Below are 18684 nucleotides of genomic sequence, written 5' to 3'. Positions count from 1 at the left end.
CCGGTCAAGCCCCGCCCCCACGAGCCCGGATCCGGGTCGGGGAATGGCGGGCGGGCCGGGGTCGTTACACCCTCTCGACGCCCCGAGCAGGCCATCGCCGCCGGGTGTGTGTCCCCCGAGTCTTCTCGCGGTGCCGCCGCTCCCCCGTGTGTGGCGCCGTGTCTTTCCCCCGAGCAGAGGAGCACGCTGTTATGCGTACCGATCTGATTCGTCGTACCGCTCTGACCGTCGCCGGCATCGCCGCCACCGCGGGTGGGATCGCTGGTCCCGCGCTGGCCGCGCAGGCCGCCCCCGCGCCCGCCGAGCGGGCCGCCGCGTCGGTGCAGGCCGAGCGTCGGCCGGCGGGTGAGCGTCAGCTGGACGTGCGCTACGAGGCGCAGCCCAACTTCTTCTACTGTGGCCCGGCGGCGGCGCGCAACGCGCTGAGCGTGCAGGGCAAGAACATCGACGTGGACACCATGGCCAAGGAGATGGGCACCACCGAGGCCGGCACCAACTCCATCAACGACATCACCCCCGTGCTCAACAAGGAGACCGGCCGCAAGGCGTACCACAGCACGGAGCTGCCGGCCGACAAGGTCGACGGCAAGCGCATCGACAAGCTGCGCGCCGACGTCGTGCGCGCGGTCGACGACGGCCGGGCCGTGGTGGCCAACATCGCCGGCACCGCCACCGACACCGACGGCGTCAGCCACTCCTTCGAGGGCGGCCACTACATCAGCGTCGTCGGCTACTCCGAGGGCGGAAAGACCGTGACGATCGCCGACTCGGCCAACCCGGACCAGGCCAGCTACCGCATCGACGTCGACGCCCTGGCGCACTGGATCGCCAGCCGCGGCTACGCCTCCTGACCCGGCGAGCACCACACGAAGGGCCCGACCCCCGCGGGGGTCGGGCCCTTCGGCGTAAGGAAGGGCCCCTTGTTAACGCTTTCTGTTGTACAGGGGGCCCCTGCAATCCGTCAGCCGCCGGAGTCGGCCAGCTCCGCGCCCTCCGGGACCGTGTCGTCGTCCCGGCTGGCCAGCCAGCCGTCGGGCAGGAAGACCTTGCCGGGCGAGTTCGTCCGGCCGCGCGGCTGGCCCAGCGTCGCCACCGGGAAGGGCTCGGCCGGGTCGAGCTTGCCGAGCAGGTCGTCGAGCTGGGCCAGGCTCTCGATCATCGCCAGCTCGCGGCGCAGCTCGCTGCCGACCGGGAAGCCCTTGAGATACCAGGCCACGTGCTTGCGGAAGTCCGTGCAGCCGTCCCGCTCGCCCCGGGCCGGGTTGCGCGCGCCCGCCGTGAACTGGTCGACCAGCAGCTCGGCGTGCCGGCGCATGGTCGCCGCCACCTCGCCGAGGGTGGGCAGCCGCCGCTCCGGCCGGCCCTCGAACGCGGCCTCCAGGTCGGCGAACAGCCACGGCCGACCCAGGCAGCCGCGCCCGATCACCACGCCGTCGACGCCGGTGTGGGCCACCATCCGCAGCGCGTCGTCGGCCTCCCAGATGTCGCCGTTGCCGAGCACCGGCACGTCGAGCGCCTGCTTGAGGGTGGCGATGGCGTCCCAGTCGGCGGTGCCCGAATAGCGCTGCGCGGCCGTACGCCCGTGCAGGGCCACCGCCGCGACGCCCGCGTCCTGGGCGGCGAGCCCCGCCTCGACGTACGTCAGGTGGTCGTCGTCGATGCCCTTGCGCATCTTCACGGTGACCGGCACCCCGGCGGGCGACGCGGCGTCCACGGCGGCCCGGACGAGGCGGGCGAAGAGCCGCCGCCGCCAGGGCAGGGCCGATCCGCCGCCGCGCCGGGTGACCTTCGGGACGGGGCAGCCGAAGTTGAGGTCGATGTGGTCGGCGAGATCCTTCTCCACCACGATCCGCACGGCGGCGGCGGTGATCTCCGGGTCGGTGCCGTAGAGCTGGAGGCTGCGCGGGCGCTCATCGTCGCCGAAGGCGATCATCCGCAGCGTCTTCGGGTTCCGCTCGACCAACGCGACCGTGGTGATCATCTCGCAGACGTAGATGCCGCCGCCCTGCTCCCGGCACAGCCGGCGGAAGCCGACGTTGGTGATCCCGGCCATCGGGGCGAGCACCACCGGCGGCCACACCTCGTGCCGCCCGATGCGCAGCCCGCCGCCCGGCCCGCTCCCCTGCCTTCCGCTCCCACTCACCCGCCAAGTGTAAGGAGGGGCCCCCTGTTAACGCCTTTTGCATAGCAGGGGACCCCGGTTAACAACCGCCCGTAGCACACCCGCCGGCCCGACGGGGCTTGTCCACAGGGCCGGTCGTTGTCCACAGGCAGGGCCGCCGGGCGGGACAGCGCAGGGGCGGCGCGGCCATGCTGCGGGGCATGGCCGACTTCCCACCCGAGCTGGACCGGGCCGCGCAGGGCCAGCAGCAGATCGTCACGCGGGCCCAGCTGCTCGCCGCCGGCTTCGACGACATGTACCTCTACCGGCAGGCCCGCCGGGGCCGCTGGCAGCGCGTCCTTCCGGCCACGTACGCCCTGTTCACCGGCGCGCTGACCGACGAGCAGCGGCGCATCTCCGCCGCCCTCTACGCGGGCGGGCAGGCGCAGCTCACCGGGCTGGCCGCCCTGACCTGGTACGGCTTCCGCTACAGCCCGCGCAGCGACGACGTACACCTGATCGTGCCGCACCACGCGCGACGCCGGTCGGCCGGGCACGCGGTGATCTCCCGGGCGCTGGCGCTCGACGAGCGGGCCCGGCGGACGGCGCTCTACCCGGTGTGCTCGCCCGCCCGCGCCGTGGTCGACGCGGCCCGGGACCTGCGCGAGCTGCGGCCGGTCCGCGCGATCGTCGCCGAGGCGGTGCAACGGGGGTACGCCGACCTGCCCGCGCTGGACGAGGAGATCCGCCGGGCGAGGCGCAGCCGGACGGCGCTGGTCCGGAAGGCGTTCGCGGAGGTCGTCGACGGCACCCGGTCGGCGCCGGAGGCCGAGCTGCGGGAGTGCCTCGCCGGTAGCCGGGTGGTGCCGCAGATCCGGTGGAACGCGCGCCTGGTCAGCGGCGACGGCGCTGTGCTGCCGACCCCGGACGGCTACCTCGCCGACGCTGCGGTGGCCCTGGAGGTGGACTCGCAGGAGTTCCACTTCAGCCCGGCCGACTGGGCGCGGACGCTGGACCGGCACAACGAGCTGAGCCGGCACGGGGTGCTGATCATGCACTTCACGCCGGCGCAGATCCGCCGGGAGCCGGAGCGCGTGCGCCGCATGGTGGAGGACGCGTACGAGTCGCGGCGCGGCCTCGGCGCGACGACCGGCGTACGCGTCGAGCCCCGCCCCGCCGACGCCCCACCCCCGGCGGAAGCCTCGCCCACCGCGGAAGCCCCGCCCCCGGCGGACGCTCCGCCCACCGGGGAGGGGCGGTGAGAAGGGGCCCCTTCTATACCGGAAACGTTAAGAAGGGGCCCTTCCTTACACCGTCAGCAGCCGGGGAGGCGCTCGATCAGGTAGCGCTCCACCTGGTCCAGGCCGATGCGCTCCTGGGCCATGGTGTCCCGGTTGCGCACCGTCACCGCGTTGTCGTCGAGGGTGTCGAAGTCGACGGTCACGCAGAACGGGGTGCCGATCTCGTCCTGGCGGCGGTAGCGGCGGCCGATGGCCTGCGAGTCGTCGAACTCGACCACCCAGCGCTTGCGCAGGTCGGCGGCGAGCTGCTTGGCCTTCGGCGAGAGCGCCTCGTTGCGCGACAGCGGCAGCACGGCCACCTTCACCGGGGCCAGGCGCGGGTCGAAGCGCATGACGGTGCGCTTGTCCACCCCGCCCTTGGTGTTCGGGGCCTCGTCCTCGTCGTACGCCTCCAGCAGGAACGCCAGCACCGCGCGGGTGAGGCCGGCGGCCGGCTCGATCACGTACGGGATCCAGCGCTCGCCCTTGCCCTGGTCGAAGTACGACAGGTCGACGCCGGAGTGCTTGCTGTGCGTGGACAGGTCGAAGTCGGTGCGGTTGGCGATGCCCTCCAGCTCGGCGAACTCGCTGCCGCCGAACTGGAACTTGTACTCGATGTCGACGGTGCGCTTCGAGTAGTGGGAGAGCTTCTCCTTGGGGTGCTCGTAGAAGCGCAGGTTCTCCTCCGACAGGCCGAGGTCGAGGTACCAGTTCCAGCGCTCCTGAAGCCAGTACTCGTGCCACTGCTCGTCGGTGCCCGGCTCGACGAAGAACTCCATCTCCATCTGCTCGAACTCGCGGGTGCGGAAGATGAAGTTGCCCGGGGTGATCTCGTTGCGGAACGACTTGCCGGTCTGCGCGATGCCGAACGGCGGCTTCTTGCGGGCGACCGTCTCGACGTTCTTGTAGTTGACGAAGATGCCCTGGGCGGTCTCCGGCCGCAGGTAGTGCAGGCCCTCGTCGCTCTCCACCGGGCCGAGGTAGGTCTTCATCAGGCCGTTGAACATCTTCGGCTCGGTGAAGGTGCCCTTGTTGCCGCAGTTGGGGCAGTTCAGCTCCGTCAGCGAGGTCAGCGGCTTGCCGTGCTTGGCCTCGTACGCCTCCTCCAGGTGGTCGGCGCGGAACCGCTTGTGGCAGGACTGGCACTCGGTGAGCGGGTCGACGAACTCGGCGATGTGGCCGCTGGCCTCCCAGACCTTGCGGGCCAGGATGACCGCCGAGTCCAGGCCGACGACGTCGTCGCGCTGCTGGACCATGGTCCGCCACCACTGCCGGCGGACGTTCTCCTTCAGCTCCACGCCGAGCGGGCCGTAGTCCCACGCCGACCGGGTGCCCCCGTAGATCTCACTGGAGGGGAAGACGAAGCCCCGGCGCTTGGCGAGGCTGACGACGGCGTCGATACGGTCGGCTGGCATGTTGTTTCCTCCTACGCCGGCTGGCGGTCGGCGGGGGCGCGCGGTGGATGGAACGGTCGGTTCGGGACCCACGGTACGACCGCGGGGACCCCGGGCCCAGCAGAATACCGGGGGCGGTGGTCAGCTCACCCCGCAGACCTCCATGGCGCCGGTCTCCCCGTCGGGGGTGAGGGTGACCTCCTGCTCGCCCCGGTCGCCGCCGCTGAAGGTGACCGAGACCGGCACGGTGAGGTTGACCGTGTCGACGTCGCCCACCCGGTACGAGTCGACCTGCGGCTCGGCGGCGACCCGCCGCTCGAACTCCTGGCGGGACTCGCGCCGCTGCGCGTCGTCGCAGAGCGCGTCGTACGACTGGTCGTACTTGCGCTCGGCCAGCCCCCGGTAGTAGTCGTCGGTGACCGACCGGCCCTGCTCGCGTACGGCCTGCACGTTGCTGACCGCGAGGCCCACCACGGCCGTGCCGCCCCCGCCGCAGCAGATCAGCACCGCGAGCGCCCCCGCGCCGAGGCCGAGCCACAGACGGGCGCGGCGTCCCTCGGTGGGGGGCGCGGCGAACGGCGGGACCACCCCGGGGCCGGCCGGGGGCGCGGGGACCTGCGGCTCCGACGGCGTCGGCGGCACGCCGGGGGCCGGCGGGCCGTCGGGCCCGGGCGCCACGGGGTACAGGGGTGGACCGGACGGTCCGGGTGCGGTCATAGGTGCAGGGTAGTGCCCGGCGGCTCAGCGCAGCGGATCAGCGGCCCGATCACTGGGGTTGACCTCCACGGCCCCGCCGGGGGCCGCGCCGGCCAGCGTCTCGTACGCGGACGGCTCGTCCAGCGACTCGGCCAGCAGCGGCGTGGCGTGCACCTTCACGTCGAAGCCGCCGAGCGCCCGCCGGTACGTCCCGACGGACTCCCACTCGGTGACCAGGCACCAGTGGCGGGGGTCGTCGAGGGCCCGCAGCAGCTCCCCGCGCAGGTAGCCGGGGCGGGCGGCGAGCGCGGCGAGGGCGGCGTGCGCGCGTTCGGTGAAGGCGGGGGCGACGTCCTCGTCGACCACGAACCGGTTGGTGACCAGCACCCGGGTCCTCCTCGTAGGGCCGGTGGGGGTGAGCCTCGTAGAGTCTGTGGGATGCAGCGTACGCAGCGCTCCCTGCCGCTCCGGCTGGCCCGGGCGAACCCGACGACGGTCTTCCTGGTCGCCCTGGTGCTGGTGCTGGTGGGGCTGTTCGCGCCGGGGGTGCTCGGCGGGGCGCTGCTGCTGGCGCTCGCCGCCGCGCTGGTGGCGCTGCTGGTCACCACCTGGCCGGTGCAGGCCCCGGCGACCCGGGTGATCCGGCTGGTGATGCTCACCCTGTTGGTGGCCGTGGCGCTGGCGAAGCTGCTCTGAGCCGCCCTGCCCGGGTGGCAGAGTCGGCACTAGCAGAAGACCCGCTCGCATGCAAGCATGCGTTTTTGACAATCAATTTCGTTATCGCGGAGAGTTGGGGGCATGATGCTCCGCCGCCCCACCGTACGTGTCCTGGCCGCCGCGACCGCCCTGGTCGCGCTCGGTGCCGCCACCGCCTGCGCCGACGACGGCACGGCAGGCGCCGACCCGCAGCGGGTCGACGTGGCCGCCGCCTTCTACCCGCTCCAGTTCGTCGCCGAGCGGGTCGGCGGCGACGCGGTCCGGGTGACGAACCTGACCAAGCCCGGCGCCGAGCCGCACGACCTGGAGCTCACCCCGAGCCAGGTCGGCGAGGTCAACCGGGCCGAGCTGATCGTCTACCTCAAGGGCTTCCAGCCGGCCGTGGACGAGGCGATCGCACAGAGCGGCGGCGACCGGGCCTTCGACGTGGCCGGGGTGCAGCCGCTGCTGGCCGCGAGCGCCGGCGGCCACGACCACGGGGGCGGGGGCGCGGGCCAGCAGGAGCACGCCGACGAGGAGGGCACCGGCGGCAAGGACCCGCACCTGTGGCTCGACCCGACCCGGCTGGCCGGCGTCGCCGACCAGCTCGCCGAGCGGCTCGGCAAGGCCGACCCGGAGCGCGCCGCCGACTACACCGCGCGGGCGAAGACCCTGCGCGCCGACCTGGAGAAGCTGGACGCCGACTTCGCCGCCGGGCTGAAGACCTGCCAGCGGCGGGAGATCGTGGTCAGCCACACCGCGTTCGGCTACCTGGCCGAGCGCTACCGGCTCGAACAGGTCGGCATCACCGGGCTCACCCCGGAGACCGAGCCCTCCCCGCAGCGCCTCGCCGAGGTGGCCGGGGAGGCCCGCGAGCACGGCGCGACCACGATCTTCTTCGAGACCCTGGTCAGCCCGAAGGTCGCCGAGACCATCGCCCGCGAGGTCGGCGCGCAGACGGCGGTGCTCGACCCGCTGGAGGGGCTGTCGGCCGACGGCGGCGGGCAGGACTACCTTTCGGTGATGCGCACCAACCTGCAGACCCTGAGGACGGCGTTGAGCTGCTCGTGACCGAACCTGTCATCACCGTCGCGCACGGGGTGGTCGGCTACGACGGCCGCCCCGTGCTGCGGGACGTCTCCCTCGCCGTCGACGCCGGCGAGGTCGTCGCCGTGCTCGGCGCCAACGGCTCCGGCAAGTCCACCCTGATCCGCGCGGTGCTCGGGCTGGTCCCGCTGCACGCCGGGTCCGTCTCGCTGTTCGGCACCCCACTGCGCCGGTTCCGGCAGTGGAAACGCATCGGGTACGTCCCGCAGCGGCTCGGCGCGGGCGGCGGGGTCCCCGCCACGGTCCGCGAGGTGGTCGCCTCCGGCCGGCTGGCCCGCCGGGGCGTGCTGCGCCCACCGGGGCGGGCCGACCGGGCGGCGGTCGACGCCGCGCTGGCGTCGGTGGGCCTGGCCGACCGGGCCGGCGATCCGGTGGCCACCCTCTCCGGCGGCCAGCAGCAGCGCACCCTGATCGCCAGGGCGCTGGCCGGCGAGCCGGAGCTGCTGGTCCTCGACGAGCCGACCGCCGGGGTCGACGCGGCCAGCCAGGAGGCGTTCGCGGGGGCGCTGCGCGGCTTCCTCGACGGCGGCGGGACGGTGCTGCTGGTCGCCCACGAGCTGGGGCCGCTGCGCCCGCTGATCAGCCGCGCCGTGGTGGTGCACCAGGGCGGGATCGCGCACGACGGGGCGGTCCCCGAACCGGCCGGGCACCACGCCGACCCCGACCACGACCACGTGCACCCGCACGCACCCGACGAGCCCGCAGGGCTGTGGAGCAGTTGAGCATGGAGCTTTTCCAGTACCCGTACATGCAGCGGGCCCTGATCGGCGCGCTGGTCATCGGCCTGGCCGCCCCGGCGCTCGGCATCTACCTGGTGCAGCGCCGGCTGGCGCTGATCGGCGACGGGGTGGGGCACGTGGCGCTGACCGGGGTCGGCGCGGGGCTGCTGCTCAACCGCTCCCCCGTGCTGGTGGCGGTGGTCGTGGCGACGCTCGGCGCGGTCGCCATCGAGCTGGTCCGGGCCCGGGGCCGCACCTCCGGCGACCTCGCGCTGGCGCTGCTGTTCTACGGCGGCATCGCCGGCGGGGTGATGCTGGTGGGGCTCTCCGACGCCACCAGCGCCAACCTCAACGCCTACCTCTTCGGGTCGCTGACCACCATCTCGCCGCAGGACCTGACCACCATCGTGGTGCTCGGCGCGGCGATCCTGGTCACCATGCTGGCGCTGCGCCCGGCGCTGTTCGCGGTCTGCCACGACGAGGAGTACGCCCGGGTCGCCGGCCTGCCGGTGCGGGCGCTGAACCTGCTGCTGGCGGTCGGCACCGCGGTCACCGTGACGATCGCCATGCGGGCCGTGGGGGTGCTGCTGATCAGCGCGCTGATGGTGGTCCCGGTGGCCACCGCCCAGCAGGTCACCCGGGGGTTCCGGGCCACGATGACGGCGGCGATGGCGCTCGGGCTGTTCGCCGCCGGCTCTGGCGTCTGGGTCGCCGCCAACGCCGACACCGCGCCGGGGGCGTCCGTGGTGCTGCTGGCGATCGCCTCCTTCCTCGTCGTCGCGGTCGCTGCGGCGGCCTGGCGGGCGCTGCGCCGCCGGCGCGCGGAGTCCTGCGCGCCGGCACCGGAGCCCCACGAGGTGGTGCTTCGTTGATCCTGCGCCCCGGCGTGTCGGCGGTATTGGTTACCGTTGTCCAGTGACCAGCGGATCAGGGTACGAGGCATACGAGGGCGCCGGTGAGCTGCTGCGCGCGCTCTCGGCCCCCATCCGACTGGCGATCGTGAGCGAGCTGGCGCAGGGTGAACGGTGCGTGCACGAGCTGGTGGAGAAGCTCGGGGCCGCCCAGCCGCTGGTCTCCCAGCACCTGCGGGTGCTGCGCGGGGCCGGCGTGGTCCGGGGCTCCCGGCGTGGCCGCGAGATCGCGTACGCGTTGGTCGACGAGCACGTCGCGCACATCGTGGCCGACGCGGTCAGTCACGCCGGGGAGGCATCATGAGCGAGGGCACCGCCGTCCGGAACACCCGGCAACGCTCCGCGGTGAGCGCGCTGCTGGGCGAGGTGGAGGGCTTCCACAGCGCGCAGGACCTGCACGCCATGCTCCGCGAGCGCGGCGAGCGGGTGGGGCTGACCACGGTCTACCGCACCCTCCAGGGGCTCGCCGACGCGGGCGAGATCGACGTGATGCGCCCGCCGGGCGGCGAGCACCTCTACCGGCGGTGCAGCGAGGGCCACCACCACCACCTCGTGTGCCGGGTCTGCGGGCGCACGGTCGAGGTCGCGGGGCCGACGGTGGAGACCTGGGCGGAGCGGGTGGCCGCGCAGCACGGGTACGCCGACGTCAGCCACACCCTGGAGATCTTCGGCACCTGCCCGGCCTGCACCGGCTGACAATTCCGACCCGTGCCGAGCCGGGGCGGCCGTGGCACGCTGTGCGGCGTGAAAATCTACGCTGATCGCTTCCCGACCGCCGCCCGTCAGTTGCTCACCGACCTGCTCGTCCTCGCCTGGGTGTACGCCGCGATCCGCTTCGCCGGCTGGGTGCACGACCTGGTGCAGAAGCTCGCCGTGCCGGGGCAGAAGCTGGAGGGGGCCGGCGGCGGCCTGGCCGACAACCTGGCCGAGGCCGGTGGCAAGGTCGGCCGGCTGCCGCTGGTGGGCGACGAGCTGACCGCCCCGTTCACGAAGGCCGCCGACGCGGCGCGGGCCGTCGCCGAGGCGGGCCGCGACCAGCAGGACCTCGTCGGCCAGCTCGCGCTGGCGCTCAGCATCGCGGTGCTGGTCTTCCCGCTCGGCCTGGTGCTGTTCGGCTGGCTGCCGCTGCGGCTGCGCTGGATGCGCCGCGCCGCCTCGGCGAAGGCGCTGGCCGTCGCCCCCGCCGGGCGGGACCTGCTGGCCCTGCGGGCGCTGGCCGGGCAGCCGCTGGGCAAGCTGGCCCGGATCGCCCCGGACGTGGCCGAGGCGTGGCGGCGCGGCGACGACGCCACCGTCGACGCGCTCGCGGCGCTGGAGCTGCGCCGGCTCGGCCTGCGCGCGGGCCGCTGACCGGCCCGCACCGCGACCGCCGGGCCCGGCACGGTTGTGCGCGCCATGGGAAGGGGATTAGATAGGTATCGATGCGTGCGCCTTGGGATGCCTGCCCCACGCCGGTGCCGGGTGCCGGGAGGGAGCGACCCATGTCCGTGTCTCGCAGGCGGTCGATCGTCGCGGCCGGCGTCGTCGGCGTGGTGGCGATGCTCGCCGCCACGCTCCTCGGGCTGCCGCCGGCCCGGGCGGCGACCGGCGACGGCTCACCCACGGACCCGAACATCGTGTTCGTCGGCCGCTGGGACAGGAGCAACAGCACCGCGTACGTGCCGAACTGGGCCGGGGCCTACCTGAAGACCGGGTTCACCGGCACCACGGTCAAGCTGCGGCAACGCCGCACCATCGACCTCTACTACAGCATCGACGGGGCCGACTTCACCTACCTGACCAACGTCAGCGGCACCGTCAACCTGACCCCGACCCCGCTGCGCGCCGGCAACCACACGCTGCTGGTGTCGTACCGGGTGGTGGGCGGCTCGTACACCGGGGACGCGGTGTTCCAGGGGCTGACCCTCGACTCCGGCGCGACCACCCTGCCGACCCCGGTGCGGCCCCGGCTGATCGAGTTCGTCGGCGACTCCATCACGCTCGGCACCACGTCGTCGCGGGTGGCGCTGACCGCGTACGGCTGGCTGACCGGCGAGCAGCTCGGCACCGAGCACACCCAGCTCGGCTACGGCGGCGGCTGCCTGGTGGCCACCGCCGACGGCTGCGTCAGCGTGGCCGCGCAGTTCCTCAAGACCGGGTACGCGGCCACCAGCCCGAACTGGGACTTCAGCCGCTACCAGGCCGACGCCGTCGTGATCAACCTGGGCACCAACGACCGCGGCCACGGGGTGAGCGGGGCGGACTTCCAGAGCCAGTACGCCACGTTCATCCGTACCGTGCGGGGCAAGTACCCGCGCGCGGCGATCTTCGCCCTGCGCACCTTCAGCGGCCGGTACGCCGCGGAGACGGCCGCCGCCGTCGCGGCGGCGACCGGCGGCGGGGACCGCAACGTGTTCTACGTGGACACCACCGGCTGGCTGCCGGCCGACGGGCTGAGCGACTCGGTGCACCCGAACGACGCCGGGCACCGGGCGATCGCGGCCCGGCTCGCCCCGGTCGTCGCCGCCAAGCTGGGCGGCACCACCACCCCGCCGGCCACCACCCCGCCGGCCACGACCCCGCCGGCCACCACCCCACCCGCCACCACGCCGCCGCCCGGCACGACGGGCTGCTCCGTCGGGTACGCGGTCACCGGCCAGTGGCAGGGCGGCTTCCAGGGCGAGGTGACCGTCCGCAACACCGGAGCCGCGCCGGTCGACGGCTGGACGGTGCAGTGGACGTTCGCCGACGGCCAGCGGATCAGCCAGGCGTGGAACGCCAGCTACACGCAGAGCGGCGGCACCGTGCGGGCGACCAACGCGAGCTGGAACGGCACGATCGCGGCCGGCGCGACGGTGAGCTTCGGCTTCCTGGCCGACGCCCCCGGCGCGAACAACCGGCCGACCGCGTTCACCCTCAACGGCGCCGCCTGCGCGCTCTCCTGACCCGTCGCCCGTCAACGCAGGTAGGCCGCCAGGCCGATCTGCTGGTCGCGCAGCGCGGTGGCGACCACGCCGGCGATCTGCCGGGCCCCCGCCGTCTCGAAGTGCGTGTGGTCGTTGCAGAAGAACGCGCCCACCGCACCCGAGCCGTAGTCGCCGTTGTTCGGGCACAGCCCGAGCCGGTTGTAGAGCGTGTAGCTCAGCCGGTGCAGGTCGATGACCGGCACGTTGTTGGCCGCGCCCGCGTCGAACGTCTCGGTGAGGAAGCCGCGGTTGCCGACGGCGGTGCTGCCCGAGCAGGTGATCGCGGCGGCCGGCGTGAGGAAGACCGGGCGCGCGCCGCGCTGCTTGGCCGCGTTGGCCATCACACCGAGCAGCTGCTTGTACCGCGCGGAGCCGACGTGCCGGTTGCAGTTGGGGTCGCCGTCGTTGATGCCGAACTGGATGAACAGGTAGTCGCCGGCCTTCATCCCGGTGCCGGAGTTCAGCATGGCCTGCCAGCGGGTCGAGTACGTCTCCGGGCTGACCACGCACTCGCCGGCCGAGTTCTTCGTGGTGGTGACGTTCGGGTCGTACAGCCAGGTCTGGATGCTGCGCCCGCCGACCGCGCTGTTCACCACGGTCGCGTTGGCGTTGAGGTACTGGCCGAACTGGTTGCCCCAGCCGACCGGGCAGGCCCCGCTTGAGGACGGGTTGGCGACCGTGGAGTCGCCGGCCAGCCAGACGGTGACGGGGGCCTGCGTCGAGGGCGTCGGGGTCGGCGTGCGGGACGGGGTGGCCGACGGCGACGACGGCGACGACGGCGACGACGGCGACGACGGGGTCGACGGCGGCGCGCACGGCGTGGCGGTCGGCGCGCCGGTGCACGGGGCCCCGTTGAGCGAGAACGCCGTCGGCGCCGGGTTGGCGGTGGTCCACGCGCCGTTGAAGCCGAAGCCGACGCTGGCGTTGGTGGCGATCGCGCCGTTGTAGCCGGCGTCCCTGGCGCTGACCGCCGCCCCGCTCTGGGTGACGGTGGCGTTCCACGCCTGGGTGACCCGCTGCCCGGTGGCGAACGTCCAGGTGAGCGTCCAGCCGGAGACCGGGTCGCCGAGGTTCGTGACGGTGACGTCCGCGCCGAAGCCGCCCTGCCACTCGCTGGTGACCTTGTAGTCGACCCGGCAGCCCGTGGCCGCCGCCGTGGCGGCACCGGCCGCGACGGCCACCCCGCCCGCCAGGACCGCCAGCGCGATCGCGATCACCCCGGCGGCGCGCCGGTACGCCGCGCCCCACCTATCAATTGATGAGATTCGATTCATACGGGCATGCTACCCGGCCGCGCCCGCCGACCGGCCCGCCCCGGCGGCCGACCGCCGGCCGGCCGCCGGGCCGCTCGTCTAGGGTGGGGCGGTGCTCTACTTCCTGATCGTCGTCGCCGTGCTGCTGCTGGCGTACGCCGCCGTGCTGGTCAGCTTCGTCAGGCGGGGGCGCAAGATCCCGCCGCAGGCGTACCTGGTGCTGGCGCTGCTCAACGGGCTCATCCTGGCGGCCGTGCTGGCCTGGGCGGTCGCCCGCTGAACGGCCCTGCGCTCACTCCGGCGGGATGCGGCGGCGGACGTCGGCGGCGGTGGACGGGCCCGGGGTCCAGCGGGCCACCCAGGGCAGGTCGGCCGGCGGCGTGATCACCCCGTCCTCCAGGGCGGCGTACCGGCCGGCGAGGATCCGCCGCGCCGCCGCCACGTCGACCGAGTCGGTGTTGGCCCACAGGCCGGTGAACAGGGCGTCGACCCGCAGCCGGGCCTGGCGGCAGAACAGGTCGGCCAGCTCGACGTTCTCCGGGCGGGTGTCCTTCTCCGCGTACGCCCGGACGCAGACCGCGCTCATCGCGAACAACTCCGCGCCGATGTCCACCACCCGGCCGAGGAACGCCTGCTTGCGCTCCATCTTCCCCTGCCAGCGGGACATCGCGTAGAACGTCGACCGGGCCAGCTTGCGGCTGTACCGCTCGACCTGCCGCAGGTGCCCGGCGAGCGGGCCGAACTCCGCGTACGCCGTCGGGGCCTGACCCCGGCCGACGGCGAGGGTCGGCAGCCACCGCGCGTAGAACGCGCCCGCCCGCGCGCCGGCCCTCGCCTTGCGGCCGAGCCCGGCGTCCGGGTCGATGATGTCGCCCGCCACGGACAGGTGGGCGTCGACGGCCTCGCGGGCGATCAGCAGGTGCATGATCTCGGTGGAGCCCTCGAAGATGCGGTTGATCCGCAGGTCCCGCAGCAGCTGCTCGACCGCCGCCGGGCGCTCGCCCCGGGCGGCCAGGGAGTCGGCGGTCTCGTACCCACGCCCGCCCCGGATCTGGATCAGCTCGTCGCCGATCTTCCAGGCCATCTCGCTGGCGTACAGCTTCACCAGCGCCGCCTCGATCCGGATGTCGTTGCGGTCGTCGTCGGCGAGCAGGCAGCACAGGTCGAGCATGGTCTCCATGCCGTAGGTGGTGGCGGCGACGAAGGCGAGCTTCTGGGCGACCGCCTCGTGCTCGCCCACCGGCCGGCCCCACTGGACGCGGTCGGCGGCCCACTCCCGGGCCACGTTCAGCGACCACTTGCCCGCCCCGACGCACATCGCCGGCAGCGAGAGCCGCCCCGTGTTGAGGGTGGTCAGGGCGATCTTGAGGCCCTTGCCCTCGCCGCCGATGACGTTCTCGGCCGGCACGAACACGTCGTGGAACCGGGTGAGGCTGTTCTCCAGGCCGCGCAGGCCCGTGAACTCGTTGCGCCGCTCCACGGTGATGCCCTCGGCGTCGCCGTCGACGACGAACGCGGTGATCCCGCCGCGCCGCCCCTGCGTCGCCGGCACCCGGGCCATCACCACCAGCAGCGTGGCCACGGTGCCGTTGGTGGCCCAGAGCTTCACCCCGTTGAGCCGGTAGCCGGTGCCGTCGGCGGTCGGCTCGGCGATGGTCGCCAGCCGCGCCGGGTCGGAACCGACGTCCGGCTCGGTGAGCAGGAACGCCGACACCTCGCCGGCGGCGAGCCGGGGCAGGAAGCGCTGCTTCTGCTCGTCGGTGCCGAACATCTTGAGCGGCTGCGGCACGCCGATCGACTGGTGCGCCGACAGCAGCGCGCCGATCGCGGGGCTGACCGAGCCGGCCAGCATCAGCGCCCGGCAGTAGTGCAGGTTGCTCAGCCCGAGCCCGCCGTACTTCCGGTCGATCTTCATGCCGAACGCGCCGAGCCGGGCCAGGCCCCGGAACACCTCGTCGGGGATGCGGGCGTCCCGCTCGATCGCCGCGCCGTCGACCTCGGCGGCCAGGTACGCCCGCAGCCGCCCCAGGAACTCCTCGGCGCGGGCGTCCTCGGCCGGATCGGTGCGCGGCCACGGGTGGATCAGGTCGAGCCGGAACCGCCCGAGGAACAGCTCCCTGCCGAAGCTGGGCCGGTCCCAGGCGGATTCGCGGGCCGCCTCGGCGACCTGCCGGGCCTCCTTCTCGGACACCTGCCCGGCCTCCGCCGGCAGCGGGCCGGTGCCGCCCGGGGCCGGCGGCGGGCCGGCGTCGCCCGCCCCCGCGCTCCCCTGCGCCGGCAGCGGCCCGGCGTCCGGGGTGGCCCGCTCCGCCGGGTCGGGCGCGGGTCGACTGTTCTGCGTCGTGGTCACGGCGGCCTCCTCGAACCTCGGTCCGGATGCGTCAACGTGCTCGACAGAGCAACGCTCCCCCCGGTTGTTACCCAGGGGTAGCGTCGCGTGCACTTCGGATTCCCGACCGCGTCTCCGCTGGTCGGAGCCGGCGTGGTCAGTCGCCCGTCAGCGTCCGCGGGTCGTCATCGTCGTCGTCGATGTCGTCCTCGCCCCAGTTGCGGCGGGCGAACGGCAGGAGGACCCAGAAGGTCAGGAACCACACGGCGGTGACCGCGGTGAGCACGAACGCGATGCCCCGGTCCAGCACGAAGTCGGTGATCAGCAGGACCGCGCTGACCATCGAGACGAGCATGAACCCGAGCCCGCCGCTGGCCATCCGGTGCGCGAAGCGGACCAGCTCCGGCTTGCGCCCCTGCCGGAACAGCGCCCGGTGGAAGGCCACCGGCGAAATGATCATCGCGGTGGCGGCGGCGGCCGACAGCAGCGCGACGATGTAGACGTCCTTCTGGAAGTCGCTGGTCCGGGTGAAACCGTTGCTGAACGGCAGCGTCAGCAGGAAGGCGAAGAGGATCTGCACGCCGGTCTGCGCGACCCGCAGCTCCTGGAGCAGGTCGGCGAAGTTGCGCTGCCAGCGCTGCCGCTCGGTTTCCTTGGACACGCGTTACCTCCGGGGCGACGATCGTGCCGGCGGGTGCGGCCCGCCGGCAGCATCGCCATTGCCCGATCGGCCCGACGGCGAAACCCGTTCACACCCGGGCCCACGCGCGACGGCGGGGCGCGGTCGGGCCCGATCGGAAGCGGTCACGCCCCCCGGCGGATCCGGCCCGCGTACCGGGCCTCCAGGGCGTCGTTGTGCGCGTCGCCGCCGGCGATGTTGGCCGACAGGTAGACCGGGGGCGGCTCCCCCGCCGCGAGCATCCGGGCCACCACCTCGACCGTGATCTGCTGCGCGAGCAGGGCCGCCGTGATCGAGGAGACCGCGCCGACCGCGCCGCCGCCGGGCAGCGGCAGGGTCGCGTCGCCGTACGGCGCGCCGTTGTCCAGCACCACGTCGGCGAAGTCGGCCAGCTTGCGCCCCGACGGGTGCCGGGACGCCATCCGCGCCGAGTGCTGCGCCGACGTGATGGCGACCAGCCGGTGCCCCCGCCCGGTCACCAGCGCCGCGAACTCCACGACCGCCCCGTTGACCCCGGAGTTGGAGGCCACCACGAACACGTCGGACGGGTGGACCGGGGCCAGCTCGTAGAGGCGGTGGGCCACCGCCGGGTCCCGCTCCAGCCGCGGGCCCAGGACGTCGGCCGACGCCCCGCCGCGCAGCACCACGTCGCGCAGCGCGATCCGGTTGGTCGGCACCAGGCCGCCGGCCCGGCCGGCGATCTCCATGGCGAGGGCCTCGGAGTGGCCCGTGCCGAACGCGTGGACCACCCCGTCGGCGCGCAGCGCGTCGGCGATCAGGTCGGCCGCCCGGCCCACCGCCTCCCGTTGGCTGGTCGACACCCGGCCGACCGCCTCCGTCACCACCGCCAGGTAGTCCTCGGCGCTGACCGTCATGCGTCCTCCGTCCCTCGGCTGCCGTCCGCCGTCCCACCTGTCCTGTCGGTCCTTGTCCGGCCGCCGGCCGCCGTTGCCCGGTGGCGGGCCAGCCAGTCCACCGCGAAGTCGACCGCCGCCCGCTGGCGCATCAGCCGCCCCGTCCCGTCGCCGACCGGGCCGACCCGCACCGCGCCGGTCGCCTCCAGCGCCGCCCCGAGCCGGGGGAAGTCGCTCTCGTCGAGCACGACGTCGTCCCACCGCGCCCAGCGCCGGCCGCCGTCCGGGGTGCGCACCGCCGCGCCCTCCCGCCGGGTCGGCGGGGCGGGCTGCCGGTATTCGGCCAGGTGCAGCGACGTGTTCGAGTCGTGGCCGACGCCGAGCAGCAGCACGTCGGCGTCGGCGGCGTAGAGCCGGCCCAGCGGGGAGTCCTCGCCGAGCATCCCGGCCAGCGGGTGCCCGGCCACGATCCGCCCGGCGGCGGGCCCGAGGGCGGCGAAGGAGACCTGCGGGTGGTCGCTGCGCCGGGCACCCGGCCAGCCCCGGACGGTCTCGGCCAGCGCCCCCATGAACCGGCTCGGGGTGACCGCCGGGTCGAAGCCGGGCGTCTCGGCCCGGATCACCGGCCACCACTGCGCCGGCACCGGCGGGTTGGTCCATTCGGCCGGGTCGCTGTTCTCCGGCGTGTGGGTGGGCACCACGACCGTGCCCCGCTCGCCGAGCGCGTCGCGCAGGGCGAGGACCACCGCCTGCGCGCCGCCGCAGACGAACCCGAGCGCCTTCAGCCCGGCGTGCACGAGGACCACCGCGCCGGGGCGTACCCCCAGGTCGGTGAGCTGCGCGGCGAGCGAGGCGCGGGTGTGCGGCCGGGCGGCCGGCGTCGGCGTCATCGGGCCGTGGCCGCGCGGGCCAGGATCGCCTCGGCCAGCGGGCCGGGTGCGGCGTCGGGGATCCAGTGCGACACCCCGGCCAGCGTGACCATGCGGTAGTCGCCGGTGACGTGGGCGGCGCAGGCCCCGGCGGCGGCCCGGCCGACCGCCGAGTCCCGGTCGCTCCACACGTAGGTGGTCGGCACCGGCACCGGCCCGACCGCCGCCAGGTCCCTCCCGGCCATCGCGCGGTACCAGTTCAGGGCGGCGGTCAGCGCGCCCGGGGCGCGCATCGGGTCGGCGTACCGGGCCACCCGGGCGGCGTCGCCGACGTCGCCGAGCAGCCGGCGCAGGGCGGCGGCCCGGAACGCCAGCAGCACCCGCTCGGCAGTGCCCGGCCTGCGGAACAACGCCATGTACGACGAGCGGGCCTTCTGCCGGGCGTCGGTGGCCAGGGCGTGCGCCATCGCGGCGGGGTGCGGGACCGACACGGCGGTGAGGGTGCGCACCCGGTCGGGGTGGGCGGCGGCCAGCCCCCAGGCGACGATCGCGCCCCAGTCGTGCCCGACCACGTGGGCCGCGTCGACGCCCAGCGCGTCGAGCACCGCCGCCGCGTCGGCGACCAGCTCCGGGATGCGGTACGCCTCGACCTCCGCCGGCCGGGCGTCGGGCGAGTAGCCGCGCTGGTCGAGCGCGTACGTGCGCAGCCCATCGGCGTGCAGCGCCGGGGTGACCTCGTCCCACTCGCCGCTGTGCTGGGGGAAGCCGTGCAGCAGCAGCACCGGCTCGCCGTCGACCGGCCCGCCCGTGCGCACCTCGAACGTCAGCCCTCGCGCACCGATCCGCATGAT

General features: G+C 74.3%; 21 protein-coding genes. 11 read left to right on the top strand and 10 right to left on the bottom strand.

Annotated elements, in window-relative coordinates; translation table 11 throughout:
- Positions 1 to 191: 191 nt before the first annotated feature.
- A complete protein-coding gene (locus HDA31_RS05485; RefSeq protein ID WP_178066077.1) occupies positions 192 to 851 on the top strand; it encodes a C39 family peptidase in 660 nt (219 codons plus the stop codon).
- A gap of 110 nt (positions 852 to 961) precedes the next feature.
- On the opposite strand, the gene dusB is transcribed toward HDA31_RS05485, so the two are convergent.
- Positions 962 to 2143 carry a tRNA dihydrouridine synthase DusB gene (gene dusB, locus HDA31_RS05480; protein WP_376701361.1) on the bottom strand — a complete coding sequence of 394 codons (1182 nt, stop codon included), beginning with the start codon at positions 2141 to 2143 and terminating at the stop codon, positions 962 to 964.
- Between the two features lie 179 nt (positions 2144 to 2322).
- Here dusB and HDA31_RS05475 point away from each other — a divergent pair, with 179 nt between their 5' ends.
- Positions 2323 to 3363 (top strand): type IV toxin-antitoxin system AbiEi family antitoxin domain-containing protein, encoded by a 1041-nt coding sequence (locus HDA31_RS05475; protein WP_246384093.1) that lies wholly within the window; start codon positions 2323 to 2325, stop codon positions 3361 to 3363.
- A gap of 53 nt (positions 3364 to 3416) precedes the next feature.
- On the opposite strand, the gene HDA31_RS05470 is transcribed toward HDA31_RS05475, so the two are convergent.
- From HDA31_RS05470 to HDA31_RS05460, 3 genes are all read right to left on the bottom strand, one after another.
- Positions 3417 to 4796: a glycine--tRNA ligase gene (locus tag HDA31_RS05470; RefSeq protein ID WP_074474605.1), complete on the bottom strand. Its 1380-nt coding sequence runs from the start codon at positions 4794 to 4796 to the stop codon at positions 3417 to 3419.
- Between the two features lie 120 nt (positions 4797 to 4916).
- Entirely contained in the window at positions 4917 to 5492 is a 576-nt protein-coding gene (locus tag HDA31_RS05465; protein ID WP_221486565.1) for an Rv0361 family membrane protein, read from the bottom strand.
- Positions 5493 to 5516: 24 nt separating this feature from the next.
- Positions 5517 to 5858: an antibiotic biosynthesis monooxygenase family protein gene (locus tag HDA31_RS05460; RefSeq protein WP_074474604.1), complete on the bottom strand. Its 342-nt coding sequence runs from the start codon at positions 5856 to 5858 to the stop codon at positions 5517 to 5519.
- On the opposite strand from HDA31_RS05460, the gene HDA31_RS05455 reads away from it, so the two are divergent.
- From HDA31_RS05455 to HDA31_RS05420, 8 genes are all read left to right on the top strand, one after another.
- Positions 5793 to 6167, top strand: a complete 375-nt coding sequence (locus HDA31_RS05455) for a DUF6703 family protein (protein ID WP_311774337.1) — start codon at positions 5793 to 5795, stop codon at positions 6165 to 6167. The two genes, HDA31_RS05460 and HDA31_RS05455, sit on opposite strands and share 66 nt — an antisense overlap.
- Before the next feature lie 105 nt (positions 6168 to 6272).
- Positions 6273 to 7238 (top strand): metal ABC transporter substrate-binding protein, encoded by a 966-nt coding sequence (locus HDA31_RS05450; protein WP_178067738.1) that lies wholly within the window; start codon positions 6273 to 6275, stop codon positions 7236 to 7238.
- Positions 7235 to 7996: a metal ABC transporter ATP-binding protein gene (locus HDA31_RS05445; RefSeq protein WP_074474601.1), complete on the top strand. Its 762-nt coding sequence runs from the start codon at positions 7235 to 7237 to the stop codon at positions 7994 to 7996. The genes HDA31_RS05450 and HDA31_RS05445 overlap by 4 nt, the downstream gene beginning before the upstream one ends.
- 2 nt (positions 7997 to 7998) lie before the next feature.
- Positions 7999 to 8865 (top strand): metal ABC transporter permease, encoded by an 867-nt coding sequence (locus HDA31_RS05440; protein WP_074474600.1) that lies wholly within the window; start codon positions 7999 to 8001, stop codon positions 8863 to 8865.
- 43 nt (positions 8866 to 8908) lie between these two features.
- On the top strand, positions 8909 to 9208 hold the full coding sequence (locus tag HDA31_RS05435; RefSeq protein ID WP_043966807.1) for an ArsR/SmtB family transcription factor: 300 nt from the start codon (positions 8909 to 8911) through the stop codon (positions 9206 to 9208).
- Positions 9205 to 9600 (top strand): Fur family transcriptional regulator, encoded by a 396-nt coding sequence (locus HDA31_RS05430; protein ID WP_074474599.1) that lies wholly within the window; start codon positions 9205 to 9207, stop codon positions 9598 to 9600. Before HDA31_RS05435 ends, HDA31_RS05430 begins: the two co-directional genes overlap by 4 nt.
- 48 nt (positions 9601 to 9648) lie before the next feature.
- Entirely contained in the window at positions 9649 to 10254 is a 606-nt protein-coding gene (locus tag HDA31_RS05425) for a hypothetical protein (RefSeq protein WP_178066078.1), read from the top strand.
- 131 nt (positions 10255 to 10385) lie between these two features.
- Complete coding sequence (locus HDA31_RS05420; RefSeq protein ID WP_219824952.1) at positions 10386 to 11828, top strand: cellulose binding domain-containing protein; 1443 nt, start codon at positions 10386 to 10388, stop codon at positions 11826 to 11828.
- Between the two features lie 11 nt (positions 11829 to 11839).
- Here the strand turns inward: HDA31_RS05420 and HDA31_RS05415 are convergent, their stop codons facing one another.
- Positions 11840 to 13123 carry a cellulose binding domain-containing protein gene (locus HDA31_RS05415; protein WP_178066080.1) on the bottom strand — a complete coding sequence of 428 codons (1284 nt, stop codon included), beginning with the start codon at positions 13121 to 13123 and terminating at the stop codon, positions 11840 to 11842.
- Between the two features lie 91 nt (positions 13124 to 13214).
- Between HDA31_RS05415 and HDA31_RS05410 the strand changes: the two genes are divergently transcribed.
- Entirely contained in the window at positions 13215 to 13382 is a 168-nt protein-coding gene (locus HDA31_RS05410; RefSeq protein ID WP_176734845.1) for a hypothetical protein, read from the top strand.
- A 12-nt stretch (positions 13383 to 13394) separates the two neighbouring features.
- Here HDA31_RS05410 and HDA31_RS05405 read toward each other — a convergent pair whose 3' ends face one another.
- The 5 genes from HDA31_RS05405 to HDA31_RS05385 form a co-directional block, all read right to left on the bottom strand.
- On the bottom strand, positions 13395 to 15452 hold the full coding sequence (locus tag HDA31_RS05405) for an acyl-CoA dehydrogenase family protein (protein WP_376701360.1): 2058 nt from the start codon (positions 15450 to 15452) through the stop codon (positions 13395 to 13397).
- Between the two features lie 136 nt (positions 15453 to 15588).
- The gene (locus tag HDA31_RS05400) at positions 15589 to 16092 is read right to left on the bottom strand and encodes a DUF6328 family protein (protein WP_178066081.1); all 504 of its coding nucleotides are present in this window, start codon (positions 16090 to 16092) and stop codon (positions 15589 to 15591) included.
- A 143-nt stretch (positions 16093 to 16235) separates the two neighbouring features.
- On the bottom strand, positions 16236 to 16985 hold the full coding sequence (locus HDA31_RS05395) for a sugar isomerase domain-containing protein (RefSeq protein WP_178066082.1): 750 nt from the start codon (positions 16983 to 16985) through the stop codon (positions 16236 to 16238).
- Entirely contained in the window at positions 16982 to 17854 is an 873-nt protein-coding gene (locus tag HDA31_RS05390; protein WP_178066083.1) for an AAC(3) family N-acetyltransferase, read from the bottom strand. Before HDA31_RS05390 ends, HDA31_RS05395 begins: the two co-directional genes overlap by 4 nt.
- Positions 17851 to 18681: an alpha/beta fold hydrolase gene (locus HDA31_RS05385; protein WP_178066084.1), complete on the bottom strand. Its 831-nt coding sequence runs from the start codon at positions 18679 to 18681 to the stop codon at positions 17851 to 17853. Before HDA31_RS05385 ends, HDA31_RS05390 begins: the two co-directional genes overlap by 4 nt.
- Positions 18682 to 18684: the final 3 nt, after the last annotated feature.

This window comes from Micromonospora carbonacea (genome assembly GCF_014205165.1).
Classification (GTDB): Bacteria; Actinomycetota; Actinomycetes; order Mycobacteriales; family Micromonosporaceae; genus Micromonospora; species Micromonospora carbonacea.
Note: the sequence above shows the minus strand (reverse complement) of the source record. Positions and strands in the feature narration are given on the sequence as shown.